Source organism: Alkalimonas sp. NCh-2 (assembly GCF_039631345.1).
Classification (GTDB): domain Bacteria; phylum Pseudomonadota; class Gammaproteobacteria; order Enterobacterales; family Alteromonadaceae; genus Alkalimonas; species Alkalimonas mucilaginosa.
On sequence record NZ_JBDIUV010000006.1, the window covers coordinates 1 to 19,780 of the forward strand.

Genomic DNA, 19,780 nt, shown 5'->3' on the forward strand with positions numbered 1-19,780 from the left:
TCGGCTTGTTTTAAAATTGCCAGGATCTGGCTGTCGCTAAATTTTGATGTTTTCATGCAGAATCTCCTGCGTTTATGTTACGAGAAAATTCTACTTTTGACGTCAGTTATTTTCTGGGATGATTACCGAGGCCCGTTTGGATTCTTGCTGGGGTGTATGCCAAAGAGAAGGGGATTACGGTGCAATGCATAATCACACTTCCCCGCAAACTCAACAAAAAGATTTATATTCTGGCATGCTGTATCTTGAATTGCCGGTTTCATTAACAGCTAATACTTTTCCTGATGGATGTCTTCACCTTGTTACAGGCGAAAGGGTGGTTTACATCCCACCAATCAAAGGATGTATTGCTTTATGGCCCGCCGAGTATATGCATGGAATTCACCCATTTCGGGGTGAAGGCGACCGATTAGGTATCGCTTTTAACGTAGCAGCAGTAAACAAAGAGGAATAATTATGTGTAATGGTCCAATGGTTTGTCACGGTGACATCACAAAATCAGGTGCAAGTCACACTAAAGAACAGCTAGCGAAAGTCATTAAAAATTCGGATCTTGCTACTTTTTATATAACTAAAGATGGTAAGTATGCAATTCACTCTGATTTCATTGACGTTAATAATCTAAGTGCTCTTAATATAAATACGGTTCCAAAAATAAAGCTTAAATAACAGAACAAGTCAAATCACCCGGACGCAGCAAAGCTGCTCCGGTGTTTGAGGCGTTGGTATGACTCCACGCGTCAAGAAGATTGAGCATATTTCTGCTTGCTCAAGAACCTTGTTGTTTGCTGTTTGATTCGAGCTAATGCACTAGATGAAGCAGGTGATTTCGACCGTTTACATGCTGGTATTCGTAGGTTGCTTATTGCAGTAATAAGCAGAGCTGATCTGTACCAGCAACAGTGGACACTTTGCTAAGCACTGTTTTTCAATTCGTAGTTTTCAGGGCTAAGATAGCCAAGAGCACTATGCCTTCTGGTTTTGTTGTAATCAACTTCTATGTACTCAAACACATGCTGACGCATGGTTTCACGATCCATGATCGGTTCATCCTGAATCGCTTCTACCTTCAACGAGTGGAAGAAGCTTTCCGCACAGGCGTTGTCCCAGCAATTTCCTTTGCGGTTCATGCTTTGCACTAGCTTGTGCTTTTTAATCAAGTCACGGTAATCATGTGAACAATACTGGCTACCTCTGTCACTATGTACGATCACCGATTTTGGGCGGCTGCGGCGGAACAAGGCCATCTTCAGGGCATCACAAACAAGCTCTGCCGTCATACGGCTATTCATCGACCAACCAATGACTGTACGGGAGTGCAGGTCAATGATGACTGCCAAATACAGCCAGCCTTCGCTGGTCATCAGGTAGGTAATGTCACCGACCCACTTCTGGTTCGGGCCTGTGGCTGTAAAGTCCTGCTTCAGCAAGTTCGGTGCTACCGGCAAGGAATGCTTGCTGTTGGTTGTCACCTTGAATTTGCGTGCTGCTTTGGCAACCAAGCCTTGCTGAGCCATGCTTTTCCGGATGGTCTTGATATCCGGCTTGTCACCAGTTTCAACTAAATCAGCCTGAATGCGCCTGGCGCCATTGCGCTCCTTTGATGCTTCAAAAGCCTGTTTAATTTTATCATCCCGCTCAGCACGCTTAAGCGCTCGCGGGCTAAGCGTTTGCCCGCTCTTTCGCCAGGCATAATACCCACTACGCGATACCTTGAGCACACGAACCATTCGCTTCAGCGTAAACCGGTGCTGATGCTCAAGGATAAACCCAAATCTGGCTACTTTTGATGCTTCGCGAAGTAGGTGGCCGCCTTTTTTAAGATGGCTAAATCCTCTGCTTGTTCTGCCAATTGGCGCTTTAGGCGGGCAATCTCAGCGGCTTGGGCTGCTTCACGGGCACTGGTGCTGGACTTTTTCTCGGCTGCCGTACGCCAGTTGTATAACTGAGATTCATAGAGCTTGAGTTCTTTCGCTGCCGCGGTAACACCAATTTTCTCGGCCAGCTTCAGAGCTTCAGCTTTAAACTCTGGGGTATGGACTTTGCGTGTTTTCTTTGTTGTCATCGTTCACCTCGTTAAGTGATTTTACTCACTTAGCGCGGTGTCCAAAAGTGTTGGTACGGATCACTATCCCTAAAAGTGACACTGAATTATCTCTATGGCTGGATAACGCAAACCAGGTTGGAGAGCCAGGCGAGTATATTGATGATGTCTTAGCCCGGTATGAGCATTGTTCTACCAAAAACTCAATTGAGCACGATTACGTCATGCTTTTATTGCAGGCCGCAGAGCAAGGCTATGATGATGCTGTTGATGAATTATGGGCTCTTGCTGATGCAGAATACTTTGAAAGCCAAGGGCTTGAGCAATTAAACCGGGATGAGATGATTGCCGCTAGAGCAGAGTTTACGGCTAAAAAATATCAGCTGGCACATAAAGCTGCTTTAGTGGGTGGTGAACAATCGTTAGAGCGGCTGATTAAAGGATACCAGCAGTTGGATCCGGCCACAGGCGGTCAGAACTACATGAAAGCGCTTGGCTATGCAGACTTTGCGTTACTTACTACTCAGAATAACGATTTTTACCGCAAAGCGGTTTGGTTTAAACAGTGGCTTTCTCAACGCATGAATTATGATGAATTGGTTCAGGCGCAGGTATTCACAGAGTCACTGTTGATTGAAGCTGCACATGGCTCTGATTGAAAGGTTTAATTAACGAGCGGTGGGTAGCTTGGGCTGTTAGTATTATCTATACTTAAATACCCGATTTAACATAATATACAGACTAGGAGCGGGGTATTTTGAAAACTTAAACTAAAACAGGGGGGTAGGGTGATAATAAAAGCATGTGAAAGGCAGTATTTGCCGCTTTTATCATCACCTTCAGTAAACGCTAAGCAACCATTTTTCCAAGCACTTCTGTGTCCATTTTTCCACTTTTTCTGACTTCCTGCCAGAACATTACCAGTGAATCATTACCACGCTTGGTTTCATACTCAATATGCGCGTCAGACAGCACTTTCAAAGGGTTTAACTCAAGAAGGTAAGCAATCTTAATTGCCATTTCATCATTCATCACCGTACCGTTAGTGCGGTAAAGGCTGATCCTAGATGGACTTTCAGCAAGTTTCTTTGCGAGCTGATAATCAGAGGTCAATGAATACGCGGTTTTGACCGCGTCCATGTATTCGACGGTTTTCACTTTTCGTTCCCCCAAGAACAAGTTTCCATGTGAAGTGTAGGCGACTATTCAAGTGCACTCAACAATTCAAGCGCACTTGATGCATTAAGTGCACTTGAATATGCTTCTCTCACGCCAACTTCGCCGGTTCCCCCAAGAACAGAAAGCGAAGGCAGCGTACTCCGATGGGTGGCCGGTTTGTTTCTCCAAAGGTTCCGGGCCGGTCACCCTCTCTCTGTCGGAGGAGAGAGCCACTAACGGCGCGGAGAGAGAAAAAACAGGAGCAAATCGAATGGCTTTTACTAATTCCATGCCTGCTGCGTCCATTGTCACAGCACATAAAGTAAACACCCCAGATGAACGTAAACTGAAGCTGATCGAACAGATCAGGTTCATACGCCGCATGAAACGCAATTGCATCAACGACCTGATCGCCAGTGAAGGCTTTGAGCGTGATCTTAAAATACTCCGCCAACTGTACCGAACCACTCTGCCAGATGATGTGATCCGGTCCCGCTGCGAGCGTCTGAACGACCTACGAAAAAAACTAAACCCGCGCATTGTTGATAACCGCATCAGCTACACCCAAAAAACCACCGAAGCAGCCAATGCGCTGTGTGGGGGTGCGGCATGAAAGTAGGTGCATGGCATCAAACTGCGGAAGAGTTGCCCGAAGAAAGCCGGGTCATCCTTGGTCTATTTAGTCGTGGTGGCCTGGCCATTGTGACCTTTTACAATGGCCGGTTTGTGCAATCTTACACCCAGGCACAAATCTACATGTCGACGCCGCTCGGTGAAATCGCCGGAGTTCCCCAGGAATGGGCATATCTCTCGGATTTGATCGGGGGTGGGGTATGAAACAAGAACTGCTAACCGGTGATCAGATACGCAGGAAGTACAACGGCTTTGATTTGCTTGAACGTAAATTTGTATTCACTGATCCATCTGATACCCAACCCACTGGAACTTGCGTCATTAAAGCCGTGCTGATCAGTGAAGACCAGCCGTGTTTGGCATACTGCGCTGAAGGCAACTACGGCGTGGTTAATCGGGATGATGAAATACTGCTGCTGAGTAAGCTAGCAGACTGCCCAACGCTAGGGCCTGCATGCAAGGGATGTCCTGACTGCCCTGGCAAAGCAATTTGCTTTGTTGATGGGGGTGCATCATGAGCAGCTGCGCCCAGGTTAATCAATTTTTAGGCACGTTCCAGTCATTTAAAGCTAAAGACAAATCCCGCATGGCCTACGAGATAAAGCCAACAGATACCATCGATCTATATGAAGAATTGAATGTGCTATGGACTGAGAAAGGGAAAATTGAATTTGCCCGCAAGAAGAAAGCGGAAGTTTCTGCCGGTGATTTCATTGAAATTATTCAATGGCCAGATATTGCCGTGCACTGGCCCCGAGATCAGTTTATTGCTCAGAACGTCAGTGAATCAGACCGTGTGATCAATCGTGGCGATGCCACTTTAGAAACGTGGGGCAGTGGCAATTTGCAAACATCTGGAACAGTGATCCAGGTTGGCAGCCGCTACTTTGTCGAAATCTATAACGGCAGGGTATTAACGGCCTGCTATATCGGCGGTGCAACCAGATACAACCGATTTATCGACCAAGACAAAAAACGCGATAAGGCACTGGCAGAGCTGGAGAAGCGAAAGAAAAAACCAAAGGTGATGGAGGTTGGTTTTTGGTCGAGGGATGTTGAGGAAGTACAGGGTGGTGCAGCATGAAGAGTGAAGAATTAAAAAAGATTTTTGCTAACGCTTTAATTTGGCAGAAAGTGGCAAACAGCGTTAACAAGGAAATTTCCTATCAGAATGCAAAGTGGGGAGTTGACCACGTAAGAAACCAAACCGTTGAAGGCCATTTGTTGGTTTTGCGTAAAAAGCTGCAGGATGCAGAAGACGGTTGGATGAAAAACTTATCCGGAAGAAACTCTGTTGAAAGTGAGTTGATCCAGGTGGTAGCTGTTGCCATGCAGGCACTCGTAAACATTGAGATTAAGCGACAGGACAAGGATGGTGCATTATGAGCACAGTGATCAATCGCCCTTTCCTAAAATGGGCAGGTGGCAAGGCGAAACTGGCTCACCGTATCGCCCAGGTTCTGCCAAAGGCCAGGTGCCTGGTAGAGCCGTTTGTGGGTGCTGGTTCCATCTTCCTGAATACGGACTATGAGCACTACATTTTAAGCGATATCAACCGCGATCTAATTAACACGTACCAGCAGCTGAAAGACCAGCCAAAGGCATTTATTGCCGATGCCGCGGCTTTCTTTGTGCCGGAAAATAACACGGATTCACGGTTCAGGGAGTTAAAGGAAATCTTTAACACGACCGGTGATCAGTACGAAAAAGCCCTGCTGTTTATCTACCTGAACCGGTTTTGCTTTAACGGCCTGTGCCGCTACAACAAAAACGGCCAGTTTAATGTTTCCTTTGGTAAGTACAAAGCACCGTATTTCCCAGCCGACGAACTGGCATTTTTTGCCAATAAGTTAAGCCGGGCAGAGTTGCATTGCCGCAGCTTTGAGAAGGCGTTTTATCAAATGCCAGACGACTGCGTGATTTACTGCGATCCGCCCTATGTGCCGCTGAGTGAAACCGCCAACTTTACCAGTTATTCAGCCGATGGCTTTGGCGCTGCACACCAGCGCTACCTTGCTCGTTTGGCGAGTAACTGGCAAGTGCCGGTGGTTATTTCAAACCACGATACCCAATTCACCCGTCAGCTGTACAAAGGGGCAGAGATGCAGTTCTTTGATGTGCAGCGCAGCATTTCCACCAACGGGGAAAAGCGCGAAAAAGCAAAAGAAGTGCTGGCCCTGTTTGCCGATAAGCAGGAGGCAGCATGAACAGGAAAGTTCAATCACACTGCTTTGCCAGAATGTACGGTTACAGCTCGGGCTATCAGTTCTTAATCTGCGATTTGATGCTGCAGCAGCGGTTTGTGTTTCAGGACATCGCAAGCATTCGCTGTCATCAGGACTTTGCCAGGGAAGATGCTTTGTACGGCTTTCAAGCCCTCAGAAAGCTGTATGCCCAAGCACAGCGCCTGGCATTTCATGACAACTCGATACCAAAGGCGGTGGCTATTCACCGCTTAAACCATGCACGTTGTCAGCGCCTGGAACGCGCTTTGCGTGGGGGCCGGTTGCCATGATTTGCGCAGTTCTGTTTGCCCGAAGAGACAGCATCTATAAAAACATCCCAGGATGCGATGTATACGACATTGACAGGGATGCAACCAGCTTTAGGGGGGGGTACCAGTGGTAGCGCATCCGCCTTGCAGGAGCTGGGGAAACCTAAGCCATTTCGCAAAGCCAAGACCCGGGGAAAGGGAGCTGGCATTTTTTGCTGTTGACCAGGTGCGCCGCTGCGGTGGAGTTTTGGAGCACCCAGTAACAAGTAAGTTGTGGCGTGAACATGGTTTGCCTGTCGGCCGGCAAAGGGACGAGTTCGGCGGGTTTACCTTAACCATTGATCAATACTGGTTTGGGCATTTAGCTCGGAAACGCACAAATTTGTATATTTGCGGCATCGACCCGGGGAAAGTGCCAGAGCTACCCTTTGTGATGGGCGAACCTGAGTACATGTTAGGAACATGCAAAAGAGGTCATTATAAAGAACTGCCAAAATCACATAGGGAAGCAACACCACCAGAGCTTGCAAAGTGGCTTGTGGATTTAGCAGTGTTGTGCAGCAAAAAGCAGGTGGCTGCATGATGTGGCAACAGCAGGACTTATTTCAGATTTACAACCGAGTGAATCACCCCGATCACTATGATGTGAACTGGATGAAAGGCCGTATTGCTGGCCTGCCATCCCGTATACGAAACAAGCTGCAAAAGGTGTTTTACACCGATGCGCTGACACTGCCAGCGCGTGAGCGTAATACCAACCTGCGCCACGCTGCCGACCCAATCCGCCGAAAGATAAAGCCGCTGTACATGGCGCTGAAACGGTTCAGTTTTGGCTACAAATCCATTGCCACCAAAGAGGCCACCCGCAAAACCGCCGCTGCCATTGCATCGGATATTTACCGCGCACTGGCAGAGCGGGCAGAGTATGCCCAAACCCAGTATCAGGACTACAACGACTGCCTGGCTGATTGCTATTCGTGGATATGCCAGTACAGCCTTGATCATCATCCGGAAGTGCAGCCGCCGTTTTGGAGCAACGAGCAGGAGTTGCCGGAACCGGAGTTCATGGAAGTAGCTTTGCTGAAAATCAAGTGTGATCGCTGGTGGTGCCGCAAGCTGCTGGTGGTGCGTAAGCGCTACCTTGAAACGCTGGAGATTGTGGCCGGTAACGTGGGCCAGCAGTCACCCTATGCCAGCAAGCAAGCGGTTACCGAGTGGGCGCGTGATCAGCAGGCAACCCAGCAGTGGGCAGAATCGGGCGAGCTGGTAAACCAGAGCGGTCAGGTGATCAGCCTGGAACAAGCGCTGGCTGCAGGGATGGGTGACCCTGAGAACATGCGTTGCGAGCTGATGAAACGCATATCAGGGCTTGAGGACTACGCCGAAGAAATGCAGCTGCAAGGCCTGTTCTTTACCCTGACGGCCCCGAGCAAATACCACCCGAAGTCAAAGAACTGGAATGGTGCCACACCGAAACAAGCCCAGTCGTATCTGGTTGATGTGTGGGGGCTGGTAAGGGCTGCGCTTGGACGGCGTAATATCAGCTATTTTGGTGTACGGGTAGCGGAACCCCACAAAGACGGCTGCCCACACTGGCACCTGCTGATATGGTGCGAGCCATCCAAAGCAAAGCAGCTGTGCCGCATTGTGAAAAGGTATTTTTGCCAGGAAGACAAGCACGAACTGATCGCCCGGTTCAAACACAGGAAGGCCCTGCGCAAGCAATACCGCAAACGCCGCCAGCTGTATGGCTACTTCAAAAGCTTAGGCCAGAAAGTAAAAGCCCCCGCAAAAAGCTACTGGCCCAGCGCTCCGCGTTTTACCGTGGAAACCATTGAAACCACGCCACGCGACGAAAGCGGAAAGCGCCAAGGGGGCGCAGCTGCTTATATCGCAAAGTACATCGCCAAAAACATCAATGCAAAGGGCGTGGAAAGTCTGGTGTGCGAGGAAACCGGCAAGGTGGTTGCCGACATCATCAACCATGTTCAGGCATGGAAAAGCCGCTGGGGGATCCGCCAATTCCAGTTTCAGGGCTGCGACCCAATCACCGTTTACCGCGAACTTAGGCGGGTGCGCCAAAGCATCGACGCTGAAAAACTGGAGCTGATCCGCCAAGGGGCAGAATCCGAGCTGTTTATTGATTTTATCCGCGCCATGAAGGAGGTCGATTGCGGCCTGGCTTACGAAGTGGAGCCAATGGCGAATCAATACGGGGAAGCGGCAAAGCGGGTGAAGGGGGTGACAGTGGGCAATGTTACCGCCTGGACCCGTTCGGAGAAATGGCAGTTGCGCCGTAAGGCGTGCAGTTCAGTCGGCGAAGCCGACCTATCTTGGACTAGTGGGAATAACTGTACGCCCCGGTCTTTGGGGCACAAATTCGACGCTTTGGGTATCGATGCAGAAGCAATGGCGCTAATGGAGCGCGGCTGTACGGTAACGATAGGCATCGAGAAATGGCGGGTTGGCCGATACGGCCAGATTGAGCCCGCCCCAACGATGAAATACGCCACGCCGTGGGACCCAAAAAACCCTGATTTCACCCTGATAGAGTACTGAGGATCGGTTATGGATCAGAAAACAAAAAATTACTTAGAATTAAAAATTAAAATCTGCCAGGCGCTGCTGAACGGCGTTGTTTTCCATGTTAGAAACTCAGAAATTGATTGTGTTCCAGTACCTGTTATGACAAAAACAGCCGCTAAAAAAAATGGATTGGTACTTAAGCGAGGGGCTAAAAAGGTTGGAACGTGGGATTTTCAAATAGGAGCAACCAGCGCACGGGGCGGTGGTGATCTTTATTTGACTAAGAGCTTTAAGAGGCCTGACTAAAAGGGGGATCTGATGCGGGTATTATGCACAGTGTGCGGCAGCAAAGCCGTGATCGGCAAAACCGACAGGGTAAGCATTGGCTATGCGAACCTGTATTGCTCCTGCACCGATCCAGAGTGCGGCCATACCTTTGTTGCCAATGTGTCCTTTAGCCATACGCTTAGCCCTTCGGCCAAGACGGCCAGCGAGGTAGTCACCGCGCTGGCCCGTTCGCTGTCGCCAGAGCAGCGCCGGGCATTGCAGCAGGAGCTGGCTTTTTAGTCATGTAAGGAGATCCCGCAACACAGAATTATTGACACACGCTGAACAAGCGGTCTATGCTCTTGGTGCTGGCCAGATTGCCAGCCAGGTTTGACAGCCTGAAGTTGAACCACGAGCACAGACCGCTCAGAGCGGTTTTTTTGTGCGCGTTATCTGCTACCCGTTTTTTAGACGGGCTAGGCAGGGGCACCGCAAGGTGCGCCAGGTTCGTGGTTCACTGGTCTGTCAACCCTGTTTAGTCCGTCACCATATTTGACAGTGTGGTGCCGGTTAACTTAAATAACCACGAAAGGTACACCATTATGAATCATACCACCCTGGCCGAAGCCGTTTTACTGGATAACGCTGCCGACACCAACCCACAACTGGCCGGTAGCGCACTGGAAAACACCCTGCAAACCATTGATGTGATCGGCACCCTGCTACAAGGCCGCGCCGAACCCTTAACCCCCGAACAGCTGGAAGCCGTAGGCCAAACCCTGAAAGAAACCACCATGCTGGCGATGTGCTACTTTATCCGCCAGGGCAATAAAGCCCACTGATCTTTTGCTTGCAATCTGCGGTTATTGTTACTACAATAACCGCATAACAACATAAAAGCAGGACGCAAACAGTGCGCATTAGTTACGACCCGGCCAAAAACCAGCGCAACATTCAAGAGCGCCAGTTGTCGTTTGACGATGCGGTTCATTTGGACTGGGCAACCGCCAGAATATGGCAGGATACCCGAAAAGTGTATCCGGAAGTACGGTACATTGCCGTCGGCTATCTGGCTGCCCGCCTGCATGTATTGTGCTTTGCAGAGACAGCAGACGGGATCCGGGTAATCAGTTTCAGAAAGGCAAACCAACGGGAGCAAAGAGCGTATGAAACAACTGATAGATGATGAAGGCGAAGTGCGCGAATTGACCGAAGACGATTTGGCGCAATTCAAGCCAGCCGCCGAAGTGCTGCCAGCTGATTTAATGGCAAAGCTGAACCGGGGCGGGCGACCGGTGTCCGATAACCCCAAAGTGTCTACCACAGTGAGGTTTGATGCCGAGGTGATCAACGCCTTCAGAGCCACCGGCAAAGGCTGGCAAACCCGCATGAACAACGCCCTGAAAGAGTGGCTGGCAACACACCCGCAGTAAACAACCGCCGCTATGCCGGGGGCAATGCTTAGCCCCCGGCGCTATCGGTACTCATATCAAACACCAGCCGCACACCGGGCGGCACTTCCGGATCCCGATCGATGGCATCCACCAGCATCTTAATCAGCGGCCGCGTTTCACTTTTAAAGTAAACCACATCGTACTTGGTCGGGTCGCCAAGGCCTGCCGTGTTGGTGGGGATCATGCCACCCAGGCCAGCGGGGAACCGGTGAGCGTTAAACACATCCTGGGCACTGACGGCTTTCACATTGAAAAACTCGTCTTTGCTTTCAAAGTTGCCAACCGGGATCAGCTGAATGCCTTTTTCTTTACCACCGGGGATATTCACAAACAGAGATTTAAAGTTTCCCACGCCTTTGGAGCTTTGGATTTTCTCGCGGATGTCTTTTTCTACATCCGCGTCCAGGTTCGGATCCGTGGCATAGAGAATAAAGCCCATGTGGGCACCGTTGATGTAATACTTGCGACGGAACAGGGTTGAATCCTCGTTCAGCAACGCGGCCTGCAAGCCGCCCAGGTAATCGGGACAGCCATAAACCTGCTGCACCGGATCATAAATCCGCACCCAAATCACATCCCGCGCTTTGTATTTTTTTACTTCGCCTTCACGCTGCAGTACCACAGCGCCGCCATCTGCTGATGCCCTGGTGCGATAACTGGGCAAAGGAAACAAGCGGATCGCTTTACCAAAGCCATTGCGGATTTTAAGCAATGCCAGATCACCAAACTGCACCAGATTTAAAAATGCTGCACCAACCTGCTGGGCGCTCATGCCACCGGATTCGAATCGGGCCGTGGCCATGTTGGCACGGCTTTGCAAAATGCCGCCATGCTGGGCATTACGGCGCGGCAGGTTCGCCAGTAGCTGCCTGTCTACCGGGGGTTCCCAGTAGTCGTGCATGTCGTTGTAGAACAGCGAATCATAGTCGGTCAGCCACATGGAGGGCATCACCGTTTCAGGTAGGCTAAATACCACCGTTTTCGGTGCTTCAGCTTCGCTGGTTTCAGCCTGTTCGCTGGCCTTGCTGTCAGCTAGTGTTGTATCGACCATGATGATTTCCTTTGGTGTTGGTGGTTAAGGGGTTGGTTAATAACTGCGTGGGAAATGGCAAAGAACACATCAGCATGCCCGGTGGTATTGTCGCGGCTGGCCTTAAAGGTAATGGCCCCGCCAGAATCCGTAGTGGTACGACGAATAGAAAGGCAGCTCATGGCAATGTCTTTGTGGCCGGCATCCCATTCGATGTTGCCAGCTTCAATCAGCTCTACCATTTTAAGCACCAACCGCGTTTTGCTGTTGACGCTGTAATGAATGGCCGTAGCTTCGCGTGGGTACAAGGTGCTGATGCTGTCGAACACACCGGCACCGATGCCGGTGGTATCCACGCCAATATAGGTAACCCGGTACTTGGCATAAATCTTTTGAATTTCGGCAACGTGGTGGGCAAAGTTCATGCCGCGCCAGTAGTGCTTTTCCAGTATGCGGAATTTCTCGCCGTCTTTTTCTGGCGGAGCTACTACCACAAGAGTGGCATTGTCGCGGGTGCGTGACGGATCATAACCAAGCCATACCTCACGGTTGCCAAAGGGGCGGGGCGCTGCTGGTTTGTGATCCTGCCAGCGGGCCGCGTCCACCATGCAGCGTTCCAGATCGGAAAATTTAAAGATGCTGGCCGCGTCATCCACAAACACACACATAAACAGGTTGGCAAAGTCGTCGGCGTTGTACTCGTCGCGCAGTTCTTCAATGTCGAACAGCTCACAGCCGCCAGCCAGCGCATCCTCAATGGTCACCACAAAGCGCCATTGCCTATCCGGACACAGGCGGCCGCCATCGCGCAGCGCATCGAATGCAGGGAATTCGATGTCTTCGCGTTCGGCTTTGCCCTGACGCCAGTGATCGCCGGTCCAGAACGTATAAGCAGGGTGTGCTTTGGTAGATGGCGTGGAAAAATAGGTTTTTCGCCACTTTTTGTGCGTGGCCATGGCACTGGCCAGCTTGTTCAGCACATCGAATTTGCCGATCCAGAAGTATTCATCAATGTAAACGTGGCCGTGGTAACTCTGGGCGGTCTTGCTGTTTGTGCTTAGAAATCGCAGCTCTGCGGCACCGTGCGCCGTATTCAGCACAATGGGGTTGCCGGTCAGCTCGATTTCAAAAAATTCATGGGCAATGGCTATGATGTAACTGCGGAATACTTCGGCCTGGCTGCGCGAGGCGCTAAGGAAAATCTGCGGATCACCGGTCAGCGTGGCTTGCTCGAAGGCTTCCCCGGCAAAGTAGTAAGTGGCACCAATCTGGCGGCTTTTTAAAATGTTGCGGATCCGCTGATGCAAGTTGCTGTGCATCGTTTTCTGATAGCCGAACAGCGTATCGTGCCAGGTGGCAAAATCATCGGCCGTCAGGTGGCTAACATCGTTCTTTTTGCGCCGGCCTTTACGCTTGTTGGCATCAGCCGGGGCGGAACTGTTAGTTTTGGTACCGCCATGGCTGTCGGTACCATCGGCCACCGCCTGTGCTTTGCGCTCGGCTTCAATCCGCTGCTTTTTCAGCCTTACGTGTTGCTGGATCAACATATCCAGCTCTTTGATCTGACCGTTGGTTTTGTCGGCAATATCCGTCAGCAACACAATACGCCGGGCAATGGCGTCATCTACTTCCTCTTCGCGCAGCAAGTCCCGCCAGCCGTGCTTGTCTGCCCAGTAGTAAATAATCCGGTTATTCGGCAGCCCTAAATCATCGCGGATCTCGTCTGGCGTCCAGCGCTTCAAATACAAGCGTTTTGCAGCTTCGCGGATTTCGGGGGAGTAAGCCATTTTGCAATAACAGAGCCAGGTAAAACCAAAGAATGGCACCAGTGTATTGCCTGGGCTTGATGCGTTAACTAACTAAAATTCTTACCAATTCCTAAATGGTAAAAATCGGAATGCCACAGAACAACGCCCAGTGATCAGGCGTTTACAAAGCCGTAAGCTGAAAGCCTAAAAGTGTAATTTCTACTGGCAGAGCAGGCAAATGGCAAAACAAACTGGGTGGGTAATCGCAGCAACCGCAGGCGCAACGATTGACGGGCGCGTCATTACCGAGCAGTGGATTAAAGACATGGCCGAACAGTACTCAACCGAAGAGTACACCGCCATGGTGTGGCCAGAGCACTTTCGTTCATCCTGGGCACCGTTCGACGGTAAGAACTGGGGCACCGTAGATGAAGTGAAAGCCGCCAAAGCCGGTGGCAAATTGCGCTTGTACGTGAAGTTAACCGCCAATGATTACCTGCTGCAGGCCAACAAAGACGGCCAAAAGCTGTTTATGTCCATCGAGCCAAACATTGACTACAAGGGAACTGGCAAAGCCTACCTGACCGGCATTGCCGTAACGGACAGCCCGGCCAGCACCGGAACCACCCGGCTAAAGTTCTCCGTTGGCGAGAAGGTGCATGACCACGAAGTAAGCCAGTTAGAACAGCTGCTATTTACCGATTTCATCAACGACAAAGACCAACAAACCACGGCCACGGAAAAGGGCCTGCTTGCCATTTTGCAAGACTTTTTCACATCCAAACAGCCAGCACCGGCAACAGAACCCCCCGAGGACGACAGCATGAACAAAGAACAATTCGATGCCCTGATGGGCAAAATTGGCGGCATTGAGAGCAAGGTTGCCGATCTGGAAACCAAATTCAGCAAATCGCCGGATGGCGATAAGCCAGCGGATCCGGCCAGCGATAAGACGGCCGTCAAAGACGACGACAAGCCAGCCGACAAGCAATCGGAAACCATCACCGCCGAGCAATTTAGCCAGCTGAATGAAAGCCTGGGTGCCCTGGTTAAAAAAGTGGATGGCCTGGAGCAGCAGTTCAAGGACATCAGCAAGGAAGTGCCAGGCCAAGAGCCAGACGCAGCCGGAACCGGCGATTCGTTCAGCGTGGTGTAGCGCTGCAGCAGCAGCTTAATGCAACACAACATCAGCAATCACTAGCAGCAGCGAGAGTAGAAAAATGCAACTGACAAAATTAGCACTATCGTGTGCGCTGGCCTACAGCGCATCACTGGCGAAAGCCTACGAAACCACCGATCCAAGCCAGCAGTTTGCGGTAACCAGCCCCATGGAAACGCGGTTGCGTGCTGCCATGCTGGATTCGGTCGAATTTCTTGGCCTGATCACCGCCATGGATGTGGATCAGATTAAAGGCCAGGTGGTGGATGTTGGCAGCAACGTCATTGCCACAGGCCGCAGCTCCAGTGGTCGATTTACCTCTGAACAAGACGTTGATGGAAACACCTACGAGCTGGTAGAAACCGACAGCTGTGCTTTTGTGACCTGGGCAACGATGGCCGCCTGGGCCAATGCCGGCAACGAAAAGCAGTTTATGCAGTTGATGAGCCAGAATGCCACCAAGCGCTTTGCACTCGATGTGCTGCGCGTTGGTTTTAATGGTGTTTCGATTGCGGCCAATACCAACCCAACAACCAACCCACTGGGGCAGGACGTCAACAAAGGCTGGCACCAGTTGGTAAAAGAAAAAGCGCCGGATCAGGTGGTGACTGATGCTATCTATTTTAATCCGGACGCGACCGGCGAACTGGCCGAAGGCGAATACAAAACGCTGGACGCCATTGTCACCGAAATTAAAAACACCCTGATCCCGGAACAGTTTCGCACCGACCCGCGCCTGGTGGTGCTGGTAGGCAGTGATTTAACTGCAGCGGCACAAACCAAGCTGATGAATCAGGCCGATAAGCCCAGCGAGCGCGTAGCAGCCCAAATGATGGATAAATCCATTGGTGGGTTAAAGGCCTATACGCCGCCGTTCTTCCCGGGTAAGCGCCTGGTGGTGACCATGCTTTCAAACCTGCATGTGTACACCCAGCGCGGCACCCGCCAGCGCAAGTCCGAAAACGTGGAAGACCGCAAACGCTGGGAAGACAAGTACTGGCGCTTTGAAGGCTACGCAGTGGAAGAATACACCGCCTACGGTGCCATTGACGAAGCCGCCATGAACATCGGGCCAGCGCCGGAATAACGCCTGGTAAAACCATCCGCGCCGGGCTGAATCAGCCCGGCATCAAGTAAACACAAGCAAGGATACTGCCATGAGTGCCATTGCAAATTTTAAAAAACGCCGCGAAGCCCAACGGGCACAGCGCGAAGAACGCAACAGTGAAGACGCGAAAACCGTTGCACCTGAAAACGAAGCCTTAACCCTGCTGGCCCTGTTGCTGTGCTGCGACGAAGACAAAGCCATTGAATTGGCCCGGGAAGAAGTCGAGCGCAAAGCACGTTTTGTGATGTATGACGATAAATTGCAGGGCGATGAAAAGGCCAACGAAACCATGGCCACCGAACAAGCCAGCGACGATGCAGCCGCCCAGGCAGTGGATGCCGCCGACACGGTAAGCAGCGCAGCGGATAACGTGAACGCAGCCACCGCTGATCTGGAAGGCACTGCCAGCCAGCTGGCCGACAAAGCCGACGACATCAGCCAGGCCACCGAAGATCTGAAAGTAGCGACTGAAGAGCTAAAAAAGCCATCGGCGGCGCGTCCATCCTCGCATGGAAAGAAAGCCGCCGCGCCGAAAAGCAGCTCGAAAAAGTAAGGCGAACGGGCAGTGCTGAGCATGCGCCCAGCCTGCACTTGCAGCTGATAGAGCTGGAAGCGGATTTAAAGCGGTTAAAAGCCTTTGACCGCAGGGCCGACAAAATCGCCCACAAGCGGGATGTGCTGCTACCAAAGTGGCTGCCCATTGTTGAAGAGTACCTAAAAAACCGTAAGGGAAAAGGCAATGAAAAAATCAAAGATGCAACTGTTATCGACCATCCTATTTTCGCTTATTGCATTGTCTGGCTTTTCGACATTGGCGATCTCAGTCGAGCCATTGACTATGGATTTACAGCCATTGAAATCGGTCAGCCCATGGCCGGAGCAATCAAACGTAAGTGGCCCGGATTTATCGCCGACACTGTTTTTGACTGGGCAGAAACTCAAGCCGAACAAGGGAACAGCATCGAACCCTATTTTGGCACTGTGTTCGAGCGCGTCACAGGAAAGTGGAAGCTGCCAGAGCCAGTCACAGCCAAGTATTACAAGTTCGCCGGGCTGGCCTTGCTACGAGCAGAGAACGGCAAAGTTACACCCAGCCACATTGGTGATGCTGAGCGACTTAAAAAGGCCGATCAGCTTTTAGAAAAAGCCGCCAACCTGCATAAGCATGCCCAGGTAAAGACGGTACGAAACAAAATAGCCATGCGGCTAAGGGCCTTAGAAGAAGGCGCTGCAGGGTAGACAGCAACAACTACGCGGTACCTATTGTTCGATAAGAGCGGGGGCGGCCGCACGGGAACGGCTCCCAACCCTCCAGGGCACTGGTGGAGTGCTTAACAGGCGACTGTTAAACCCACTAAGAAACCAGCAGCCCTGAACCTATTAACGATGTAACAGCAGGCGGCAGCGCCAGGGTAACAGTATGAGCGGTTTTGGATTTCAATCACCAGCACAAGACAGCATCACCATTGATGCCGGCAGCGGCTGGCCGGAGCTATCGACCGGTGAATTCCGTAAAAAACGCCGCATCCCTGAGTACTTCGAAGAAGCCACGCTGGCTGATTCGCTGAACCGAAGCGTGGCCGAAGTGCAGTTGCAGATCATCAGTTTTGTAAGGCAGGCAAGCGCTAACACGGACGTTGCATTAACCCTGGATGAAAATCTGGCTCCTGAGTTCAGCGAGCAGCAAATCAGCATTTACCGGGGTGCAGTGTACGCCCGTTCCCATGCCGACTTGCTGGGTTATTTTTCTGCTGTAGATCAAAAAGAAGCAGGCAACAACAAAGCCAACGATGCTGACCAGCAAGCTATTTTGCTGGCCCAATCAAACCGGGGGATCCGGTTGCTGCTTGGCCTTGGTCGTGCCGGAGTGCATGACCTATGAGCCAGCCTAAAACCCAACTGCAACAAGTAACCGAACACCTGCTGACAGGGCTAACCCCTTATGTCACTGCCAACAGCATCGACGCCTGGCAGGAAAACGGCACCTTAATGTTGAATGGCGAAGACAAAGGCGCTGGAAGTTATCAAATAGCCAAGTGGAAGCACTCGGCCATTATCGCCATTGAAAAGTTCCCACACCTGAAAGTTGCCCCTTACAACCTGCTGGCAATGCTGGCAGCGTTTTTACTGGCCAGCGACTGGCCCCGCGATACCTACGGTCTGGCCGATCCGCAAATTGACCTCGATATCATCAGCAACGACAACGCCACCGTGATCATTGAACTGGAGCTGATGGACGACATCGAGCTGATCCCGGACGAAGAAGGGCCAGTGCTGTACCTGGGCAACCGCTACCGGGTTGCCTTGGCCGAAGTGTTCGTGGCCGAGGAAGCCGAACTGGTGGCCGGTGCCGGGGGTGACGAATGACACTGATCATCAAACCCAACAAAAGCCAGGTGTTAAGTGCCAGCCAACAGCTGGCCCTGCTGCGGCTGCCAGCCAATAAACGAACCCGAATTTTAAAAACACTGGGCCGGTACGAGCGCACCTTAGCCCGTAAGCGGATCAGCAGCCAAACCACCGTTGACGGCCGGCGCTTTGCCAAAAGCAAAAGTGGCAAAAAGTCCAGGCTATTGCAGCGCCTGGGCAGAACACTGGAGCCCTATGTAAAAAACGCCAACAGGCTGGAGCTAAAGCACAAAGCGCCCATGACCGGACGAATTGCGGCCCTGCATCAGAAAGGCGGCATTGAAAGAATGACGGCTTCGCGCATGAACAGAATTCACGGCCAGCCCGATTACAAGGCACCGGCCAGCCGCAGCCAGGCCAAAGCACTGGTTGCCAATGGATACCAGGTGCGAAAAGCAAAAGGCGGTTTGCGCCGTACCACCATCCGCGAAGTAATGGAAACGCTAACCCACGGCAAGGCGGGTTTGATCCTGAGCAAGCTGCGCGGAAAACCGAAAAAACAAAGCTGGTCTATTCCGGTTGCTGCAAGGCCGTTCCTTGGTGACAAGGCCGCCAACGTGCAGCGGCAACTGGCCGGCATCATCGAGCAAATCAACAAAACACAAAGGGGCTAACAATGTCACTAGGTAAGGTACAAGTTAACAATTTAAATCAGGGCCAGGGTGATATTGCGGCCATTGAGCGTCACTTTTTATTCGTCGGTCGAGCCGGTGCCGTAGGTGAAGAAAGCCAGCTGTTTAGCATTGGCGCTCAAACCGACATTACCGACACCTTTGCCGCCAGCACCCTGCGTGATCAGGTGCTGGCCGCTCAGCTGAATGCCGGACAGAACTGGACAGCCGCAGTGTACCCGCTGGCCGAAGGTGAGGACGTAAACGAAGCCATCACCGCAGCCAACGAAGTGCAGAGCTTTGAAGCCGTGGTGTTTTGCGACCTTAGCACAGCAGGGGCCGCACTCAGCACCAAGCACGACTACCTTGCCAGCCTGCAAGCAAGCCATGGCCGGTTTGTCTTTGGTATTGCTGCAGTGCCTGGCATCGACGATGAAACCCAATCGTGGAGCCAGTACGAAGCGGCCACCGTGGCATTGCAGGCAGGCATTGCTGCACATCTGATCATTGCCGTACCACAGCTGCACGGCAACAACGCGGGTGTACTGGCGGGGCGCTTGTGCAACCGCTCGGTCAGCATTGCAGATAGCCCAATGCGGGTGGCAACCGGTGCAGTGATGGGCCTTGGCGTCGAGCCGCTGGACAGTGACGACAAGCCGCTGACACTGGCCACGCTGGAAACGCTGGCCAATGCCCGGTTCAGTGTGCCGCAGTGGTATCCGGATCTGGAAGGCGTGTATTGGAGCGATGGCAGCACCCTGGATGCAGCAGGCGGCGATTTCCAGTACATCGAACACTTACGGCCAGTGCACAAAGCCAGCCGCGAAGTGCGAATCCTGGCTATCCGGCGCATTGCCAACCGTGCACTGAACTCCACGCCAGCCAGTATCGAGCTGAACAAAGCCTATTTCATGCGGCCGCTTCGCGCCATGAGCAAAAGCACCGTGATCTTAGGCACCCAGTTCCCTGGTGAAGTACAGCCGCCGCGGGATGGTGATATTGAAATTGTCTGGACGACCAACAAGGCCGTGACTATTTACATGGTGGTGCGCCCTTACAACTCGCCCAAAGAAATTACCGTCAACATCCTGCTTGATTTAAGCAGTGACTAATTAAACCGCTTACTTTAAGCAGCGCGT

At 51.7% G+C, this 19,780-nt stretch carries 29 protein-coding genes; 25 read left to right on the forward strand and 4 right to left on the reverse strand.

The features are described 5' to 3' along the window. The first annotated feature begins 118 nt into the window (after nt 1–118). Nucleotides 119–454 (forward strand): putative 2OG-Fe(II) oxygenase, encoded by a 336-nt coding sequence (locus ABC502_RS14335; protein WP_345916358.1) that lies wholly within the window; start codon nt 119–121, stop codon nt 452–454. 2 nt (nt 455–456) lie between these two features. Beyond that, nucleotides 457–669 carry a hypothetical protein gene (locus ABC502_RS14340; RefSeq protein ID WP_345916359.1) on the forward strand — a complete coding sequence of 71 codons (213 nt, stop codon included), beginning with the start codon at nt 457–459 and terminating at the stop codon, nt 667–669. A gap of 245 nt (nt 670–914) precedes the next feature. On the opposite strand, the gene ABC502_RS14345 is transcribed toward ABC502_RS14340, so the two are convergent. Beyond that, nucleotides 915–2,065, reverse strand: a protein-coding gene (locus ABC502_RS14345) for an IS3 family transposase (protein ID WP_345916360.1) whose coding sequence is annotated in 2 segments (ribosomal slippage) — nt 915–1,825 and nt 1,825–2,065 — 1,152 coding nt in all. Because the reading frame shifts where the segments join, the coding sequence is not laid out codon by codon here. Between ABC502_RS14345 and ABC502_RS14350 the strand changes: the two genes are divergently transcribed. Next, on the forward strand, nt 2,047–2,703 hold the full coding sequence (locus ABC502_RS14350) for a hypothetical protein (RefSeq protein WP_345916361.1): 657 nt from the start codon (nt 2,047–2,049) through the stop codon (nt 2,701–2,703). The two genes, ABC502_RS14345 and ABC502_RS14350, sit on opposite strands and share 19 nt — an antisense overlap. 190 nt (nt 2,704–2,893) lie before the next feature. On the opposite strand, the gene ABC502_RS14355 is transcribed toward ABC502_RS14350, so the two are convergent. Next, nucleotides 2,894–3,202 (reverse strand): hypothetical protein, encoded by a 309-nt coding sequence (locus ABC502_RS14355; protein WP_345916362.1) that lies wholly within the window; start codon nt 3,200–3,202, stop codon nt 2,894–2,896. Between the two features lie 271 nt (nt 3,203–3,473). Here ABC502_RS14355 and ABC502_RS14360 point away from each other — a divergent pair, with 271 nt between their 5' ends. From ABC502_RS14360 to ABC502_RS14425, 14 genes are all read left to right on the forward strand, one after another. After that, nucleotides 3,474–3,815, forward strand: a complete 342-nt coding sequence (locus ABC502_RS14360) for a hypothetical protein (protein WP_345916363.1) — start codon at nt 3,474–3,476, stop codon at nt 3,813–3,815. Further along, on the forward strand, nt 3,812–4,039 hold the full coding sequence (locus ABC502_RS14365) for a hypothetical protein (protein WP_345916364.1): 228 nt from the start codon (nt 3,812–3,814) through the stop codon (nt 4,037–4,039). Before ABC502_RS14360 ends, ABC502_RS14365 begins: the two co-directional genes overlap by 4 nt. Beyond that, nucleotides 4,036–4,353, forward strand: coding sequence for a hypothetical protein (locus tag ABC502_RS14370; RefSeq protein WP_345916365.1), 318 nt, complete (start codon nt 4,036–4,038; stop codon nt 4,351–4,353). The genes ABC502_RS14365 and ABC502_RS14370 overlap by 4 nt, the downstream gene beginning before the upstream one ends. Beyond that, on the forward strand, nt 4,350–4,919 hold the full coding sequence (locus ABC502_RS14375) for a hypothetical protein (protein WP_345916366.1): 570 nt from the start codon (nt 4,350–4,352) through the stop codon (nt 4,917–4,919). Before ABC502_RS14370 ends, ABC502_RS14375 begins: the two co-directional genes overlap by 4 nt. Beyond that, nucleotides 4,916–5,221: a hypothetical protein gene (locus ABC502_RS14380; RefSeq protein ID WP_345916367.1), complete on the forward strand. Its 306-nt coding sequence runs from the start codon at nt 4,916–4,918 to the stop codon at nt 5,219–5,221. Before ABC502_RS14375 ends, ABC502_RS14380 begins: the two co-directional genes overlap by 4 nt. Next, nucleotides 5,218–6,042, forward strand: coding sequence for a Dam family site-specific DNA-(adenine-N6)-methyltransferase (locus ABC502_RS14385; RefSeq protein ID WP_345916368.1), 825 nt, complete (start codon nt 5,218–5,220; stop codon nt 6,040–6,042). The genes ABC502_RS14380 and ABC502_RS14385 overlap by 4 nt, the downstream gene beginning before the upstream one ends. Beyond that, nucleotides 6,039–6,350, forward strand: coding sequence for a hypothetical protein (locus ABC502_RS14390; RefSeq protein ID WP_345916369.1), 312 nt, complete (start codon nt 6,039–6,041; stop codon nt 6,348–6,350). Before ABC502_RS14385 ends, ABC502_RS14390 begins: the two co-directional genes overlap by 4 nt. 226 nt (nt 6,351–6,576) lie before the next feature. Next, nucleotides 6,577–6,912 carry a hypothetical protein gene (locus ABC502_RS14395; RefSeq protein ID WP_345916370.1) on the forward strand — a complete coding sequence of 112 codons (336 nt, stop codon included), beginning with the start codon at nt 6,577–6,579 and terminating at the stop codon, nt 6,910–6,912. Then, complete coding sequence (locus ABC502_RS14400) at nt 6,909–8,888, forward strand: replication endonuclease (RefSeq protein WP_345916371.1); 1,980 nt, start codon at nt 6,909–6,911, stop codon at nt 8,886–8,888. The genes ABC502_RS14395 and ABC502_RS14400 overlap by 4 nt, the downstream gene beginning before the upstream one ends. Nucleotides 8,889–8,897: 9 nt before the next feature. After that, the gene (locus tag ABC502_RS14405; RefSeq protein WP_345916372.1) at nt 8,898–9,161 is read left to right on the forward strand and encodes a hypothetical protein; all 264 of its coding nucleotides are present in this window, start codon (nt 8,898–8,900) and stop codon (nt 9,159–9,161) included. A 12-nt stretch (nt 9,162–9,173) separates the two neighbouring features. Beyond that, nucleotides 9,174–9,422: an ogr/Delta-like zinc finger family protein gene (locus ABC502_RS14410; protein WP_345916373.1), complete on the forward strand. Its 249-nt coding sequence runs from the start codon at nt 9,174–9,176 to the stop codon at nt 9,420–9,422. A 302-nt stretch (nt 9,423–9,724) separates the two neighbouring features. Next, complete coding sequence (locus ABC502_RS14415; RefSeq protein WP_345916374.1) at nt 9,725–9,964, forward strand: hypothetical protein; 240 nt, start codon at nt 9,725–9,727, stop codon at nt 9,962–9,964. Between the two features lie 71 nt (nt 9,965–10,035). Then, a complete protein-coding gene (locus ABC502_RS14420) occupies nt 10,036–10,308 on the forward strand; it encodes a BrnT family toxin (RefSeq protein ID WP_330086929.1) in 273 nt (90 codons plus the stop codon). After that, the gene (locus ABC502_RS14425) at nt 10,289–10,555 is read left to right on the forward strand and encodes a BrnA antitoxin family protein (RefSeq protein WP_345916375.1); all 267 of its coding nucleotides are present in this window, start codon (nt 10,289–10,291) and stop codon (nt 10,553–10,555) included. The genes ABC502_RS14420 and ABC502_RS14425 overlap by 20 nt, the downstream gene beginning before the upstream one ends. 28 nt (nt 10,556–10,583) lie before the next feature. Here ABC502_RS14425 and ABC502_RS14430 read toward each other — a convergent pair whose 3' ends face one another. Next, nucleotides 10,584–11,627, reverse strand: coding sequence for a phage portal protein (locus tag ABC502_RS14430; RefSeq protein ID WP_345916376.1), 1,044 nt, complete (start codon nt 11,625–11,627; stop codon nt 10,584–10,586). Continuing rightward, on the reverse strand, nt 11,609–13,393 hold the full coding sequence (locus ABC502_RS14435; protein WP_345916377.1) for a terminase family protein: 1,785 nt from the start codon (nt 13,391–13,393) through the stop codon (nt 11,609–11,611). The genes ABC502_RS14430 and ABC502_RS14435 overlap by 19 nt, the downstream gene beginning before the upstream one ends. A gap of 199 nt (nt 13,394–13,592) precedes the next feature. Here ABC502_RS14435 and ABC502_RS14440 point away from each other — a divergent pair, with 199 nt between their 5' ends. The 8 genes from ABC502_RS14440 (at nt 13,593) to ABC502_RS14475 (ending at nt 19,753) form a co-directional block, all read left to right on the forward strand. After that, nucleotides 13,593–14,510 (forward strand): GPO family capsid scaffolding protein, encoded by a 918-nt coding sequence (locus tag ABC502_RS14440; RefSeq protein WP_345916378.1) that lies wholly within the window; start codon nt 13,593–13,595, stop codon nt 14,508–14,510. A gap of 64 nt (nt 14,511–14,574) precedes the next feature. Further along, nucleotides 14,575–15,600, forward strand: coding sequence for a phage major capsid protein, P2 family (locus ABC502_RS14445; protein ID WP_345916379.1), 1,026 nt, complete (start codon nt 14,575–14,577; stop codon nt 15,598–15,600). 70 nt (nt 15,601–15,670) lie between these two features. Next, the gene (locus ABC502_RS14450; RefSeq protein WP_345916380.1) at nt 15,671–16,174 is read left to right on the forward strand and encodes a hypothetical protein; all 504 of its coding nucleotides are present in this window, start codon (nt 15,671–15,673) and stop codon (nt 16,172–16,174) included. A 38-nt stretch (nt 16,175–16,212) separates the two neighbouring features. After that, the gene (gpM, locus tag ABC502_RS14455) at nt 16,213–16,860 is read left to right on the forward strand and encodes a phage terminase small subunit (RefSeq protein ID WP_345916381.1); all 648 of its coding nucleotides are present in this window, start codon (nt 16,213–16,215) and stop codon (nt 16,858–16,860) included. 181 nt (nt 16,861–17,041) lie between these two features. Beyond that, entirely contained in the window at nt 17,042–17,503 is a 462-nt protein-coding gene (locus tag ABC502_RS14460) for a head completion/stabilization protein (RefSeq protein WP_345916382.1), read from the forward strand. Then, the gene (locus ABC502_RS14465) at nt 17,500–17,988 is read left to right on the forward strand and encodes a phage tail protein (protein ID WP_345916383.1); all 489 of its coding nucleotides are present in this window, start codon (nt 17,500–17,502) and stop codon (nt 17,986–17,988) included. Before ABC502_RS14460 ends, ABC502_RS14465 begins: the two co-directional genes overlap by 4 nt. Continuing rightward, the gene (locus ABC502_RS14470; protein WP_345916384.1) at nt 17,985–18,644 is read left to right on the forward strand and encodes a hypothetical protein; all 660 of its coding nucleotides are present in this window, start codon (nt 17,985–17,987) and stop codon (nt 18,642–18,644) included. The genes ABC502_RS14465 and ABC502_RS14470 overlap by 4 nt, the downstream gene beginning before the upstream one ends. Before the next feature lie 2 nt (nt 18,645–18,646). Then, nucleotides 18,647–19,753: a DUF2586 domain-containing protein gene (locus tag ABC502_RS14475; protein ID WP_345916385.1), complete on the forward strand. Its 1,107-nt coding sequence runs from the start codon at nt 18,647–18,649 to the stop codon at nt 19,751–19,753. The last annotated feature ends 27 nt before the right edge of the window (nt 19,754–19,780 follow it).

What these genes read in the sequence shown, in the direction of transcription:
- ABC502_RS14415 (WP_345916374.1), top strand. Translation starts at nt 9,725, where the DNA reads ATGAATCATACCACCCTGGCCGAAGCCGTTTTACTGGATAACGCTGCC.
- ABC502_RS14380 (WP_345916367.1), top strand. Translation starts at nt 4,916, where the DNA reads ATGAAGAGTGAAGAATTAAAAAAGATTTTTGCTAACGCTTTAATTTGG.
- ABC502_RS14475 (WP_345916385.1), top strand. Translation starts at nt 18,647, where the DNA reads ATGTCACTAGGTAAGGTACAAGTTAACAATTTAAATCAGGGCCAGGGT.
- ABC502_RS14450 (WP_345916380.1), top strand. Translation starts at nt 15,671, where the DNA reads ATGAGTGCCATTGCAAATTTTAAAAAACGCCGCGAAGCCCAACGGGCA.
- ABC502_RS14370 (WP_345916365.1), top strand. Translation starts at nt 4,036, where the DNA reads ATGAAACAAGAACTGCTAACCGGTGATCAGATACGCAGGAAGTACAAC.
- ABC502_RS14385 (WP_345916368.1), top strand. Translation starts at nt 5,218, where the DNA reads ATGAGCACAGTGATCAATCGCCCTTTCCTAAAATGGGCAGGTGGCAAG.
- ABC502_RS14445 (WP_345916379.1), top strand. Translation starts at nt 14,575, where the DNA reads ATGCAACTGACAAAATTAGCACTATCGTGTGCGCTGGCCTACAGCGCA.
- ABC502_RS14390 (WP_345916369.1), top strand. Translation starts at nt 6,039, where the DNA reads ATGAACAGGAAAGTTCAATCACACTGCTTTGCCAGAATGTACGGTTAC.
- ABC502_RS14440 (WP_345916378.1), top strand. Translation starts at nt 13,593, where the DNA reads ATGGCAAAACAAACTGGGTGGGTAATCGCAGCAACCGCAGGCGCAACG.
- ABC502_RS14400 (WP_345916371.1), top strand. Translation starts at nt 6,909, where the DNA reads ATGATGTGGCAACAGCAGGACTTATTTCAGATTTACAACCGAGTGAAT.
- ABC502_RS14425 (WP_345916375.1), top strand. Translation starts at nt 10,289, where the DNA reads ATGAAACAACTGATAGATGATGAAGGCGAAGTGCGCGAATTGACCGAA.
- ABC502_RS14340 (WP_345916359.1), top strand. Translation starts at nt 457, where the DNA reads ATGTGTAATGGTCCAATGGTTTGTCACGGTGACATCACAAAATCAGGT.
- ABC502_RS14410 (WP_345916373.1), top strand. Translation starts at nt 9,174, where the DNA reads ATGCGGGTATTATGCACAGTGTGCGGCAGCAAAGCCGTGATCGGCAAA.
- ABC502_RS14470 (WP_345916384.1), top strand. Translation starts at nt 17,985, where the DNA reads ATGACACTGATCATCAAACCCAACAAAAGCCAGGTGTTAAGTGCCAGC.
- ABC502_RS14465 (WP_345916383.1), top strand. Translation starts at nt 17,500, where the DNA reads ATGAGCCAGCCTAAAACCCAACTGCAACAAGTAACCGAACACCTGCTG.
- ABC502_RS14360 (WP_345916363.1), top strand. Translation starts at nt 3,474, where the DNA reads ATGGCTTTTACTAATTCCATGCCTGCTGCGTCCATTGTCACAGCACAT.
- ABC502_RS14435 (WP_345916377.1), bottom strand. Translation starts at nt 13,393, where the DNA reads ATGGCTTACTCCCCCGAAATCCGCGAAGCTGCAAAACGCTTGTATTTG.
- ABC502_RS14365 (WP_345916364.1), top strand. Translation starts at nt 3,812, where the DNA reads ATGAAAGTAGGTGCATGGCATCAAACTGCGGAAGAGTTGCCCGAAGAA.
- ABC502_RS14375 (WP_345916366.1), top strand. Translation starts at nt 4,350, where the DNA reads ATGAGCAGCTGCGCCCAGGTTAATCAATTTTTAGGCACGTTCCAGTCA.
- ABC502_RS14405 (WP_345916372.1), top strand. Translation starts at nt 8,898, where the DNA reads ATGGATCAGAAAACAAAAAATTACTTAGAATTAAAAATTAAAATCTGC.
- ABC502_RS14430 (WP_345916376.1), bottom strand. Translation starts at nt 11,627, where the DNA reads ATGGTCGATACAACACTAGCTGACAGCAAGGCCAGCGAACAGGCTGAA.
- ABC502_RS14335 (WP_345916358.1), top strand. Translation starts at nt 119, where the DNA reads ATGATTACCGAGGCCCGTTTGGATTCTTGCTGGGGTGTATGCCAAAGA.
- ABC502_RS14460 (WP_345916382.1), top strand. Translation starts at nt 17,042, where the DNA reads ATGAGCGGTTTTGGATTTCAATCACCAGCACAAGACAGCATCACCATT.